This window comes from Pontibacter brevis (assembly GCF_054779655.1).
Genome location: NZ_BAAGXV010000028.1, coordinates 1 through 12,212 on the forward strand (window position 1 = coordinate 1; position 12,212 = coordinate 12,212).

Annotated in this window: 10 protein-coding genes, 1 pseudogene and 1 riboswitch; of the genes and pseudogenes, 8 read left to right on the plus strand and 3 right to left on the minus strand. The window is 46.6% G+C overall.

What is annotated here, in order from left to right; genetic code table 11:
- From ACYVB1_RS08425 to lysA, 3 genes and pseudogenes are all read left to right on the plus strand, one after another.
- Positions 1 to 93 (plus strand): annotated as a pseudogene (locus ACYVB1_RS08425) (IS1 family transposase); the annotation flags it as partial.
- 608 nt (positions 94 to 701) lie between these two features.
- Complete coding sequence (locus ACYVB1_RS08430; protein ID WP_460922758.1) at positions 702 to 2,033, plus strand: aspartate kinase; 1,332 nt, start codon at positions 702 to 704, stop codon at positions 2,031 to 2,033.
- Positions 2,026 to 3,168, plus strand: a complete 1,143-nt coding sequence (gene lysA, locus ACYVB1_RS08435) for a diaminopimelate decarboxylase (protein WP_460922761.1) — start codon at positions 2,026 to 2,028, stop codon at positions 3,166 to 3,168. The genes ACYVB1_RS08430 and lysA overlap by 8 nt, the downstream gene beginning before the upstream one ends.
- Positions 3,169 to 3,295: 127 nt before the next feature.
- Here the strand turns inward: lysA and ACYVB1_RS08440 are convergent, their stop codons facing one another.
- The 3 genes from ACYVB1_RS08440 to ACYVB1_RS08450 form a co-directional block, all read right to left on the minus strand.
- Positions 3,296 to 3,964 (minus strand): S8 family serine peptidase, encoded by a 669-nt coding sequence (locus tag ACYVB1_RS08440; protein ID WP_460922764.1) that lies wholly within the window; start codon positions 3,962 to 3,964, stop codon positions 3,296 to 3,298.
- A 313-nt stretch (positions 3,965 to 4,277) separates the two neighbouring features.
- Entirely contained in the window at positions 4,278 to 5,339 is a 1,062-nt protein-coding gene (metX, locus tag ACYVB1_RS08445; protein WP_460922767.1) for a homoserine O-acetyltransferase MetX, read from the minus strand.
- 8 nt (positions 5,340 to 5,347) lie between these two features.
- Complete coding sequence (locus ACYVB1_RS08450) at positions 5,348 to 6,676, minus strand: O-acetylhomoserine aminocarboxypropyltransferase/cysteine synthase family protein (protein WP_460922769.1); 1,329 nt, start codon at positions 6,674 to 6,676, stop codon at positions 5,348 to 5,350.
- Between the two features lie 269 nt (positions 6,677 to 6,945).
- Positions 6,946 to 7,053, minus strand: a riboswitch (SAM riboswitch).
- 462 nt (positions 7,054 to 7,515) lie between these two features.
- On the opposite strand from ACYVB1_RS08450, the gene ACYVB1_RS08455 reads away from it, so the two are divergent.
- From ACYVB1_RS08455 to ACYVB1_RS08475, 5 genes are all read left to right on the plus strand, one after another.
- Positions 7,516 to 8,463 (plus strand): phosphoribosylaminoimidazolesuccinocarboxamide synthase, encoded by a 948-nt coding sequence (locus tag ACYVB1_RS08455; protein WP_460922772.1) that lies wholly within the window; start codon positions 7,516 to 7,518, stop codon positions 8,461 to 8,463.
- A 54-nt stretch (positions 8,464 to 8,517) separates the two neighbouring features.
- A complete protein-coding gene (locus ACYVB1_RS08460) occupies positions 8,518 to 8,895 on the plus strand; it encodes an STAS domain-containing protein (RefSeq protein ID WP_115567158.1) in 378 nt (125 codons plus the stop codon).
- A 14-nt stretch (positions 8,896 to 8,909) separates the two neighbouring features.
- Positions 8,910 to 9,827, plus strand: a complete 918-nt coding sequence (locus ACYVB1_RS08465; RefSeq protein WP_460922777.1) for a ribonuclease Z — start codon at positions 8,910 to 8,912, stop codon at positions 9,825 to 9,827.
- A gap of 170 nt (positions 9,828 to 9,997) precedes the next feature.
- The gene (locus tag ACYVB1_RS08470) at positions 9,998 to 10,789 is read left to right on the plus strand and encodes a queuosine precursor transporter (RefSeq protein ID WP_460922779.1); all 792 of its coding nucleotides are present in this window, start codon (positions 9,998 to 10,000) and stop codon (positions 10,787 to 10,789) included.
- Between the two features lie 233 nt (positions 10,790 to 11,022).
- Positions 11,023 to 11,931 (plus strand): EamA family transporter, encoded by a 909-nt coding sequence (locus tag ACYVB1_RS08475; protein WP_460922782.1) that lies wholly within the window; start codon positions 11,023 to 11,025, stop codon positions 11,929 to 11,931.
- Positions 11,932 to 12,212 lie beyond the last annotated feature (281 nt).

The window sequence follows — 12,212 nt, forward strand, 5'->3', positions numbered from 1 at the left end:
GTCAGAAAAACAGCCTGCTTCTCTAAAAAAGAGCAGAATCACTACAACGCCATGAAGCTAATATTCTATTACCGAAACCATCATACATTCTAGACCACAACCAAATATTAAATTCCAAAACAGACAAAACACAGCCAAAATAAACATTCTACTAGCATTTTTATTCAGCCTCAAGTATATCTTATGTAAAAAGCCACTTTTTACCAGTATATAACATGAAAATAAACAAAGTGATTTATTCATATTGCATACACAAAAAAATCCTGATATTTTTTTGTTTTTTTTCAATAATCAACAAATAATCTTTCGATAGAATGAATAAAAAGCTTTTCCGCTGTTACGCTTGATTTCAGCGGGCAGGAAAAATTACAGTTCAATTAGCTTGAGCGAGAAGACACCCGAATTTGAAGCACGTTAACTCATTAATGATATCACATAGCTAAGTTAATCATAGTTTTTCAAGAGCATGTCAAGCAATCTAATATATGCAAATGAGTATTCCTCGACTTCAGCAAAATATTGGACATGAAACTTATATTATGCACAGGATTACATCAGAGCAGCATTAATTTTCTTAGAGCCATGCGTATGTAAAAAAACTTTATTCGATTTTCATTGGCTCTAATTTTTAAAACCCTTTAGTTCCGCTGCTTTTTTGCTAATTTTGGTTTATAACAATCTTTCATTTTTCAAATACATAAATGAGAATTCTGAAATTCGGTGGTACCTCCGTAGGGTCTGCTGAGAGAATGAGGGCGGTTGCCTCGCTCATCCAAAGCGATGAGCCTAGAATTGTGGTGTTGTCTGCCATGTCGGGCACCACAAATGCGTTGGTACAAATAGCGGAAACGCTGTACCAGAATAAGAACCAGGAAGCGAACGCGCTGATTGATGCGCTGCACGATAAATATAAACAGGTGGTAGAGGAACTCTACACCTCCGCTGATAAAAAGAAACAGGCAAACGAGCTGCTCACCACACACTTTGACTACCTCCGTGCCTTTACACAGGATTTGTTCACGATTCATGAGGAGCGTGCGGTGCTGGCGCAGGGCGAACTGCTTTCCACAGCACTGTTCCAGTTCTTCCTGGAAGAGAACGGTATTCCGTCTGTACTGCTGCCGGCCCTTAACTTCATGAAAATTGATGAGCACGAAGAGCCGGATGCCCCGTATATCGCGAAGCAACTGAAGGCAGAACTGGCGCAGTACCCGGATGCGAAGCTTTTCATTACGCAAGGTTATATCTGCCGCAATGCCTTTGGCGAAATCGACAACCTGAAGCGTGGTGGCTCTGACTACTCTGCTTCCCTGATAGGTGCTGCTGCAGATGCCGAGGAAATCCAGATCTGGACAGACATCAGCGGCATGCACAACAACGACCCGCGCATTGTAAAGAACACCTATCCTATTGCGGAACTATCTTTTGATGAAGCGGCAGAGTTGGCCTATTTCGGTGCTAAAATTCTACACCCAAGCAGTGTTACGCCTGCCAAGCAAAAGAACATACCAGTGCGCCTGCTCAACACCATGGAACCGGAGGCACAGGGTACTACTATTTCTGCTCAGAGCAAGGGAGGCAGCATTAAAGCCGTAGCCGCAAAGGATGGCATCACCGCCATTAAGATAAAGTCAGGGCGCATGCTGCTTGCTTACGGCTTCCTGCGCAGCGTGTTTGAAGTGTTTGAACGCTACAAAACACCAATCGACATGATCACAACATCAGAAGTGGCTGTGTCCTTAACAATTGACAATGACAAGGCGCTGAAAGAAATTATTTCTGAACTGGAGGCGTTTGGTCAGGTGGAAGTAGATAAAGAGCAGACTATCATTTGCGTGGTAGGCGACTTTATCTCGACACGCAGTGGCTCTGCCTTCAAGATATTTGAATCGCTGGAAGAGATTCCGGTGCGCATGATATCCTATGGCGGAAGCAAGAACAACATCAGTCTGCTGGTAGACACCAGAGAAAAAGTGGCTGCCCTGACAAAACTGAACGAAGGAATTTTTGAGAGAAATACACCGAATGCTTAACCTGAACCTGGAGGAGTTACAACAACATGCCACTCCTTTCTATGCCTATAATTTAAACCTGCTGCGCCAGACGCTGCAAGCTGCAAAGCAGGAGGCTGATAAATACAATTACCATGTGCATTATGCCATGAAGGCGAATGCTAATGCACCTGTGCTTAATGAAATGCGCAAACACGGCTTTGGTGCCGACTGCGTGAGCGGCAACGAAGTGAGAGCGGCCATCGAAAACGGCTTTGCACCCAAGGATGTCGTGTTTGCCGGCGTTGGTAAATCTGATGAAGAGATAAACTACGCGCTGGACCAGGACATCTTCTGCTTTAACTGCGAATCGAGCCATGAGCTGGAGGTGCTGAACGAACTGGCTGAGAAGAAAGGACGTGTGGCACGCATAGCGCTGCGCATTAACCCGAACGTAAACGCTAACACGCACAAGTATATCACCACTGGCCTGGAAGAAAACAAGTTTGGCATCAATGCGTGGGAACTAGAGGGTGTGCTGGAGCAGCTGCAAAACCTGAAGCACATCGAGCTGATCGGCATTCACTTCCACATCGGCTCCCAGATTACGGACCTGACGGTGTTCAAGAATCTGTGCACACGCGTGAATGAGTTCCAGGAGTGGTTCCTGTCGCACAACATCCGGCTGCAGCACCTTAATGTGGGCGGAGGACTAGGCGTGGACTACTACCATCCGGAGCAGCAACCAATTCCTGACTTTGAAGCTTACTTCGGGCTTTTCAACCAGTTTCTGGAGCCGCGTCCAGGGCAGGAAGTGCATTTTGAGCTTGGCCGCGCACTGGTGGCACAATGTGGTACGCTTATCTCAAAAGTGCTGTATATTAAGAATGGCCAGAACACAAACTTTGCCATTCTGGATGCGGGCATGACCGAACTGATACGCCCGGCCCTGTACCAGTCTTACCACAAGATAGAGAACCTGACAAGCGAAAAAGAGGAAACGCGATACGATGTTGTGGGTCCAATTTGCGAGTCTTCCGACTGCTTTGGTAAGGCTGTTATGCTACCTGAAACCAAGCGGGGGGACCTGATTGCTATCCGGACAGCCGGGGCTTACGGTGAGGTAATGGCATCGGCCTATAACCTGCGCAACAAGGCAAAAGCAGTTTACCTGTAGGTAATATAAATCGAATAACTGCAAAATAAAACCCGGCTTCTCTGCAGAGAAGCCGGGTTTTATTTTGCAGTTATTCGCACACTAAACCAATAAATATTACCGGAATGCTTTTTTTGTACAGCCTGAACTAGTTCGGCGATACAACAAAGTCAGGTTCTGCCTGCGCAATCCCTTTCTGACCATGCAGGTAGTTTGCAAAGGCTAAGGCATTGCCTTTGGACGTATCATCTACTTTCAGCAGATAAGTATCTTCATCAACAGATTTCAACACTTCTGCATTATACTCTTTGGCAAGTCTCTGGAGGGCTCCCGTTTCTCCTTTTTCCAGCGTAACAACCACCTGATTGCTTACACCAACCAAACTGTTGCCATCACGAAAGTAAGGCGCAGCATAACTAATGTTAGGGTCTTTTGCCAGTTCCTGTAAAGCCTGCTCTACCTGGTTACAGTTTAAACCGTCTACCAAAGCCACACTATGGAGTAAGGTTGCGTCTGTTGCCACCTGTTCTGTTCTGCTTTCAACAAAGCCGTACTGCTCTAATGTTTGCTGCTCCTGCTCTACAGACAGTCCCTCTACAAATGAAACCAGCACCTCTTTTGTATATACATTCCCTAGCGTCTTCTGCTGTTGGTCTGTAAAGTAGGTATAGTTTGTGAAGGATTGACTTGCCTGGGCCTTCAAGAGGTTAGGCCCGGCTTTGATATTACGAATGGGGGCAGGTCCGTCTTGCCTGCAGGAAGTAAATGCTAAGAGTAGAGTGAAGTATGTTAAAACAGGAATTATGGTTCTTTTCATGTCCGTAAAAATTATATCGCCATCATATAATTATTGTACGGCCAAACGTAGTTTAAAGCTAAAAAAAACTTTACTAATATAAATATTTCTTAACCGGGGCAGTATGCTAACTATAATTCAATCTAACATTTGCATTATACTGATAAGCAAGATATATAAGGACGTTTGTTGTTAAGAAATACTATTTTGGGTGCAGTCAATGAGACTTCTAAGATGCAGTTCATGCTCGGTTTTTCAGGCAACACCTATATAAATATTCCTATATACATAGTTGCTGCTGCCATACAAGCCTTGGCCGCATACACCAGGAAACTTACCGCTCTTCCCGTTCATAGCTAAGTTCCTCTAACCTCTCTTCTTCTTCATAGAAGTTGGTGATTGCCTCTGTCAGTTGCGGAAACTCTACCAGAAATCCATCATGTCCATAATCTGACTCAATCAGGTAAAAGGAGGAATTCCTGACATGCTCATGAAGGTAACGCTGCTCCTCCACCGGAAACAGCAGGTCTGAATTCACACCCACAAAGAGGCTACGTGCCTTCAGCTGCGCCAGCGCTCTCTCCAGTCCTCCCCTGTCACGGCCCACGTGGTGGGAATCCATTGCCTTAGACAGCAGCCAGTAGGTGTAAGCATTAAAACGTTGCGCCAGTTTCTGGCCCTGGTGCACCTGATAGCTGGAAGCCCGGAAATTGTCTGTGATGCTGTTACCTGGCTCCTGTTGCGTAGCCGCATAGGTATTATAATGCCGGTACGAAAGCATGGCTATGGCCCGGGCTGTTTTCATACCTTCGAGTCCGGCCGTTTCTGTGTCTGTTGCCCAGGTAGGGTCCTGGCGAATGGCCATACGCTGTGTTTCATTGAAAGCAATACCCCAGGGAGAGTGGCGTGCATTGGAGGCCACGTGGATTAGCCGCTCAAAAGTATCGGGCTTTAGCAGCGCCCATTCCAGTGCCTGCTGCCCTCCTAAAGAGGCTCCTAATAAAGAATGTATATGCTCCAGCCCCAAATCCTGCCGCAGCAAATCAAAAGCAGTTACCACATCACGGTTTGTCAGTTGCGGAAAAGCATGGTAGTAGGGTTGCTGTGTGGCAGGGTTTATACTGAAGGGACCAGTAGAACCATAACACCCTCCCAGGGTGTTGGCACATATAACAAACCAGTCGCGTGGGTCATACAGCTTACCCTCACCAAAGAGGTCACACCACCAGTCGGTAAAGTCGGAGCTACCGGTCAGGGCATGGCATACCCACACTACATTACTGCGCTGTGCGTTTAGTGTGCCAAAGGTAGAATAGGCAAGCTGGAAGCCAGGCAATGTTGCGCCTGACTCCAGCGTGAAAGTATCTTTATATTCAAAAACGTGATGTGTTGGCATATTCGTAATTATAATGTAGGCTCTGGTTGTGCCTCTTTAACTTTAGCAAAAGCCTGCTTAAAATCAGCTTTAATATCATCAATGTGCTCAATGCCTACCGACACACGCAGCAGCGTTGGCTCAACACCAGCATTGAGTTGTTCGGCATCAGAGAGCTGTTGGTGCGTGGTGGAAGCCGGGTGAATGATAAGTGTTTTCGCATCACCCACATTAGCTAAATGGCTTACCAGTTCCAGGCTGTTTACAAACGTTTCCGCCTGCTGCCTGTCTCCCCCTTTTAATTTAAAGGAAAGCACACCTCCAAAACCGCGCTTCAGGTATTTCCTGGCCAGTGCATGGTATTTGCTGCTTTCCAGCCCGGGGTAATTCACTGCCTCTACCTGCTCATGCTGCTCCAGCCAGGTTGCCAGTTCCAGTGCATTCTGTACAGTCCTGTCCAGGCGCAGCGAAAGGGTCTCGAGGCCCTGCAGCAACAGGAAAGAGTTGAAGGGGCTAAGCGCAGGACCAAAGTCACGCAGGCCTTCTACCCGGGCACGTATGGCAAAAGCAATATTGCCAAACGGCCCGTCAGCGCCAAACACTTCCCAGAACTTCATGCCATGGTAGCCTTCCGACGGTTCAGAGAACTGCGGAAACTTGCCGTTGCCCCAGTTAAAGTTACCGCCATCCACAATCACACCGCCAATGCTGGTACCATGGCCGCCAATCCATTTAGTGGCAGACTCCACCACCACATTGGCTCCGTGCTCGAGCGGTCGGAACAGGTAACCGCCTGCTCCAAAGGTGTTATCCACCACCAGCGGAATATCATATTTGCGGGCCAGCGCAGCAATTGCCTCGAAATCCGGGACATTGAAACGCGGGTTACCGATTGTCTCTAAATAAATAGCCTTCGTCTTCTCATCAATCAGCTTCTCATAGCTTTCCACCTCATCATTCTCCGCAAAGCGAGTTTCTACACCCAACCGCTTAAACGACACCTTAAACTGATTATAAGTGCCACCATACAGGAAATTTGTAGACACAAAGTTATCACCGGCCTCCAGAATGTTGCTTAAGGCTATAAATTGTGCTGCCTGCCCAGATGCCACTGCCACCGCTGCCACACCACCTTCCAGGGCCGCTATGCGCTTTTCAAACACATCCGTTGTCGGATTCATGATACGGGTATAAATATTCCCGAATTCTTTTAAAGCAAACAGGTTGGCACCGTGCTCTGCATTTTTAAAGGCGTAAGAAGTAGTCTGGTAAACAGGCACAGCACGAGACTGTGTGGTCGGGTCAATTTCCTGGCCTGCATGTAGCTGTAGTGTTTCGAAGTGTAGTGTATCTGACATGGCTGTTTAGGTTAAGGTTTTGAGAAGATTGGTAGATGAAACTCTTTGGAAGCGTATGAAGCAAGTTGTGCAACAGAGGCGATATGTCTGTGCCGGATGCTGTAAGACAGGAGGTAAGCTTAACAACAACAGCAACGCATGGCGCACATGGGCGCGCGCAAATGTTCTGTAGCCTGAGCTAAAATGCGTTGACGTGACAAAACTGCCGTTGCCGTCGAAAATAATGAAACGTACTGTGCTGAATTGACTCCCTTTTTCATGTTCGTATCAATTTATATTCTTCCGGATGTTCCGGAATCAGGAATTAGCACCTTAACCTCGGTAGTTAGGTTGCTAGAGCTTCACAGAGCCTGTCTCTCCACTCTTCTTTATAAATCAAATCCCGAAGGGATAATTGACTTGATATTGCAATAATAAAGCGCTAAAAAAGCAAATCCAAATAAAAATATAGTTTTTTAGTTTTTGAACCGCCCTTCAACTTCTGTCATTTCCTACGGCAGGATGTATTTTTCGTTGCTTTACCTTCCAGTACAATTAAAACGATTAGCAGCTTACTGATATGACTGCCCCCCTGCTGCATTCACTATTCTCCTCAGCAGTGCTATTCTGAATGGCAACAGCTGAAGGCAAAGGCAAAGAGCCTTACTAAAACCACATGTTCAGCATAACATACAACTTATCGGTTAGATAATATAAAACCTCAGCCTGTTATCACAGTATAATACAAAATCTGTAAGTATATATATTTTTATTATCAAACGCCTGGCAACATCATTCAGAATTATTTCCGGACGGACAAAATATAGTTAACTTTGCTCGCCTATAACGACACCAAATAAATGGAGGCCATAAAAGAAACTAACTTCTCCTTTGCCGGCCAAACCGGCTTTTACAGAGGCAAAGTCCGCGATGTCTACTATTTCAAAGACAAACTGGCCATTGTAGCCACCGATCGCATTTCTGCTTTTGATGTGGTGCTGCCCAGGGCTATTCCTTTTAAAGGGCAAGTACTGAACCAGATTGCGAGCCTGAACCTGAAAGCCACGGCCGATATTGTACCTAACTGGGTGCTTTCGACGCCAGACCCGAATGTAACCATTGGCTACAAATGCGAGCCTTTTAAGGTAGAAATGGTCATCAGGGGATACTTGGCCGGACATGCCTGGCGCGAGTACAAAGCAGGAAAACGGGTATTGTGCGGTGTGGCACTGCCGGAGGGTTTGCGCGAAAACGACAAGCTGCCAGAGCCAATTATCACGCCAACCACCAAAGCCGACGAAGGCCACGATGAAGATATTTCAAGAGAAGAAATTTTAAGGCAAAGCCTTGTATTAGAGCAGGATTACCTTATCTTAGAGCAATATACGCGCGCACTTTTTGCACGTGGCACCGAACTGGCCAAACAACAGGGCCTTATTCTGGTTGATACAAAATATGAGTTTGGCAAATACAACGGAGAGGTATACCTGATTGATGAAATCCATACCCCTGACTCCTCCCGCTACTTCTACAGCGAAGGCTACGAAGAGCGGCAAAAGCAGGGACAGCCACAGCGGCAACTCTCCAAAGAATTTGTACGGCAGTGGCTCATTGAAAACGGCTTTCAGGGGAAAGAAGGTCAATCTGTGCCTGAAATGACAGATGAGGTGGTACAGGGCATCTCAGAGCGCTACATCGAGCTGTATGAGGTATTTACTGGCCAGAAATTTGAGAAGAACAGCTATGATCAGGTGCTATCGCGCATTGAGCAGCACATTGGAAACAATAATTTTAACACCAAAAATTAAGTAAATTAAAGTAGATTTTGGTACATTCGCATTTAAATCCTTACTGGTAGATCTATGAAGTACACGATTGATAAGAAAGAAAACTATACAATTATCACGATAGATGAGAAGAAGCTGGACACTTCAATAGCACCGGACCTGAAGTCTGAGTTCGTGAAGTTGAACGCTGAAGGCATCACCAACCTGATTCTTGACCTGAGCAATGTGAAATACACTGATTCTTCAGGCTTAAGCTCTATCCTTATTGCAAACCGCCTTTGCAACTCATCCAGCGGTCTTTTGATTCTGACTGGCTTGCAGGATCATGTTATGAAATTAATCACCATTTCTAAGTTAGAGTCGGTGCTGAATATTCTGCCTACTGTAGAAGAAGCTATCGACCGTGTGTTTCTGCACGAGATTGAGCAGGACCTGACTAACAAAGAAGACTAAGTATACCGCCGGTTGTGAATTTCGAACTCAGGATACTGGGCAGTTCGTCGGCCACACCATCGGCAAACAGACACCATACCGCACAGGTACTTACCATAGACAATCAGTACCACCTGATTGATTGCGGTGAAGGAACGCAGATGCAGCTGATGCAGTACAAGATAAAGCATCAGCGCATCTGCAATATCTATATCAGCCACCTCCATGGCGATCATTATTTTGGATTGGCAGGCCTCCTCTCAACCATGCATCTGCAGGGTCGCCACACGCCATTATACCTCTTCGGCCCTCCTGGCCTCATCGAAATTTTAAGCTTACAGTTCAGGTATTCCGGCACTAACCTGTGCTTCCCACTCATTTTTAATGAACTGGATACGACCTGCCATAAAAAGATTTTTGAAAATAAGCAGATTACGGTGCACACCCTGCCTATGGAGCACCGTGTGCCCTGCTCTGGCTTTCTGTTTCGTGAAAAGCAGAAGGCGCGTCCGCTGATAAAAGAGAAGCTACCCGCTTTTCTGACTCCCCCGCAACTCGTAGGCTTGAAGTGGGGCGAAGACGTAACAGACGAGCAGGGAAACGTGCTGGTGTATAACAAAGACGTAACGCTGGAGCCAAAGCGGAGCCGCAGCTATGCTTACTGTTCCGACAGCCGCTATAAGCCGGAACTACTCCCCTACCTCCGCCACGTGGACCTGCTCTACCACGAAGCCACTTTCACCGACGAGCTGCGTGAGCGCGCAAATTATACTTTCCACAGCACTGCCCGGCAGGCTGCCGAACTAGCCGCCGCCGCTCAGGTGCGTCGCCTGCTACTGGGCCACTTTTCTGTGCGCTACAAAGACCTCACGCCACTGCTCACAGAGGCTCAGGAAATATTCCCGCAGGCTGACCTGGCTGTAGAAGGAAGCATCTTCTGTATCCGGGAGTAGAACCAGAACCTTTTCGCTTCAGTATTTTCACTGTTCGGCAGCACTTTTTTTGCTGTACGCACAGGCATCTATACAAGCTTTCTGAACAAAAGCGACCGAGCATGTGGATAATCAGGTTCTAAAAGTGCAAATTTGCAGCTCAAAGCACAAAAATCTACAGGCTCTTAATAATGGAGAAACCAGCCACGGCTACGCAACAAAAAAGACGCACCCACCTCTTCCTGGTGCTTAGCGGCATCTTTATTTCCAATGCCATGCTGGCAGAGCTGATTGGGGTGAAGATTTTTTCAGGAGAAGCGCTTTTCGGTTTGCCGGGCGCACAGATACCTGTATTGGGTGGAGCCAGGCTTGATTTCAACCTGACAGCGGGCGTCATTATCTGGCCCGTTGTGTTCATCACCACTGATATCATAAATGAGTATTTCGGCAAAGCAGGTGTGAAGAAAATCAGTATTCTGACGGTGCTGCTTATTCTGTACGCTTTCCTCGTTATCACTATTGTAACTGGTCTGCCACCGGCTCCGTTCTGGCTGGACGTAAACAGTACCGACGCACAGGGCAATCCTTTCAACATCCATGTAGCTTTTAACAGCGTGTACCGCCAGGGACTGGGGATTATCATTGGTTCTGTGGTTGCTTTCCTGCTGTCGCAGTTCCTGGATGCTACGGTTTTCCATTGGCTACGCAGGTTCACGGGCAGCAAAAGAATCTGGCTGCGTGCAACCGGATCCACGCTTGTGTCGCAACTCATAGACAGTTTTGTGGTGCTGTTTGTGGCTTTCTTTCTCTTTGGTAACTGGCCCATGGAGCAGGTTCTGTCTGTTGCCACTATCAATTACATCTATAAGTTTGCAGTAGCCATCCTGCTCACCCCCCTCCTCTACGTGGCCCATTACCTCATAGACAGCTATTTAGGAGAGAAAGAAGCAGAGCGATTGATGGAAGAGGCGCAGGCTGAATAGTATTTCCTGATTAAACTGATTAAAAACACAGGTCTTGTTTGCATATAAAGGGCTTCTGTGCTTACATTTGCAGCCTTGCAAAAGAAAATGCCACACCATTTAGCACATACACAAATCTTTATCACAGGCTACGTTCTCCACGACCTGTAAGAGTGCGCGCTTCTCATTAACCAGAGGCGGCAGCCTCTTCTGTTTCCAATTTTTCCGGGTTTTATTTTTTGAGGGAGACGTTCATGTTCAGAGGAATCGTTTTGGTTTTTCTTGGCGCGTGTAGTTTTGGTGTACTATCCACGTTCGTAAAATTAGCATATAAAGAAGGCTTTACCTTGGGTGATGTAACGGGCACCCAGGTATTATTTGGGTTGATTGTTCTTTGGACTGTTGTGTTGTTGCGAAAGCTGTTCCACAGCAAGAGCAACAGCACATCGTTCAGGGAAAAAGCCAAGTTAGTGGTGATGGGTACCAGCACAGGCCTTGTAAGTATTTTCTACTACAAGTCTGTGCAAACAGTGCCCGCCTCTATTGCCATCCTGCTCCTGATGCAGTTCACCTGGATGAGCCTTGTGATAGAGGCCATCATGAAACGTAAGTTGCCAACACTGGCACAGGTAGGTACTGTTATCCTGATACTGATAGGTACTGCTCTGGCAGGACGCTTGTTCTCGGGCGATTTACCTGATTTTGACCTGACGGGCATTGGTTACGGACTGCTGGCTGCTTTTTGCTACAGTATTTTCCTGATGATAAACGGTGCCGTAGGAAACCAATTACACCCTGCTACCAAAAGTGCCCTTATCCTGACCGGTGCCTGTATACTTATTTTCACTGTTTTCCCGCCCGTGTTTTTAACCAATGGCGCCTTGGCAAGCGGGCTGTTTAAATGGGGAGTTGTGTTAGCCTTGTTTGGCACAGTTATCCCTCCCCTCTTTTATGCTTATGGCCTGCCCGACACAGGCCTGGGACTTGGAGCCATCCTGAGTGCTGCCGAACTTCCGGTAGCAGTACTCATGTCGAGCATTATACTGCATGAGGAAGTATGGACCATTCAGTGGATTGGAGTTGCCCTTATTCTGCTGGCCATCGTGCTTTCTAATTTAAACTCGCTTCGCAAAAAAAGAAACAAAGAAGTATCGTTAGCATAACGATATCTTTATAAAGGAGCTGATTTATGCTCTGGACAAAATGGTTGATTGAAAACTGGTTGGGCTGGCACCTTCGTGTAAAAGCCTGACCTTTTTTTGTTCCTGTCTGCTCCAGTCCAATTGCTCTGATATCAACAACCAGAAGTAACACTCTGGGCACAAAATTCAAGGAAATTTACATGTGTGTCATCAATTAACAGGAACGGCAGGTCGCTCGCTGGCGTTTTATAGCACAATATTCTTAACGTACTTTAGTTAATGATGCAGAGGGTTGGTTATTG

What these genes read in the sequence shown, in the direction of transcription:
- ACYVB1_RS08430 (WP_460922758.1), top strand. Translation starts at nt 702, where the DNA reads ATGAGAATTCTGAAATTCGGTGGTACCTCCGTAGGGTCTGCTGAGAGA.
- lysA (WP_460922761.1), top strand. Translation starts at nt 2,026, where the DNA reads ATGCTTAACCTGAACCTGGAGGAGTTACAACAACATGCCACTCCTTTC.
- ACYVB1_RS08440 (WP_460922764.1), bottom strand. Translation starts at nt 3,964, where the DNA reads ATGAAAAGAACCATAATTCCTGTTTTAACATACTTCACTCTACTCTTA.
- metX (WP_460922767.1), bottom strand. Translation starts at nt 5,339, where the DNA reads ATGCCAACACATCACGTTTTTGAATATAAAGATACTTTCACGCTGGAG.
- ACYVB1_RS08450 (WP_460922769.1), bottom strand. Translation starts at nt 6,676, where the DNA reads ATGTCAGATACACTACACTTCGAAACACTACAGCTACATGCAGGCCAG.
- ACYVB1_RS08455 (WP_460922772.1), top strand. Translation starts at nt 7,516, where the DNA reads ATGGAGGCCATAAAAGAAACTAACTTCTCCTTTGCCGGCCAAACCGGC.
- ACYVB1_RS08460 (WP_115567158.1), top strand. Translation starts at nt 8,518, where the DNA reads ATGAAGTACACGATTGATAAGAAAGAAAACTATACAATTATCACGATA.
- ACYVB1_RS08470 (WP_460922779.1), top strand. Translation starts at nt 9,998, where the DNA reads ATGGAGAAACCAGCCACGGCTACGCAACAAAAAAGACGCACCCACCTC.
- ACYVB1_RS08475 (WP_460922782.1), top strand. Translation starts at nt 11,023, where the DNA reads ATGTTCAGAGGAATCGTTTTGGTTTTTCTTGGCGCGTGTAGTTTTGGT.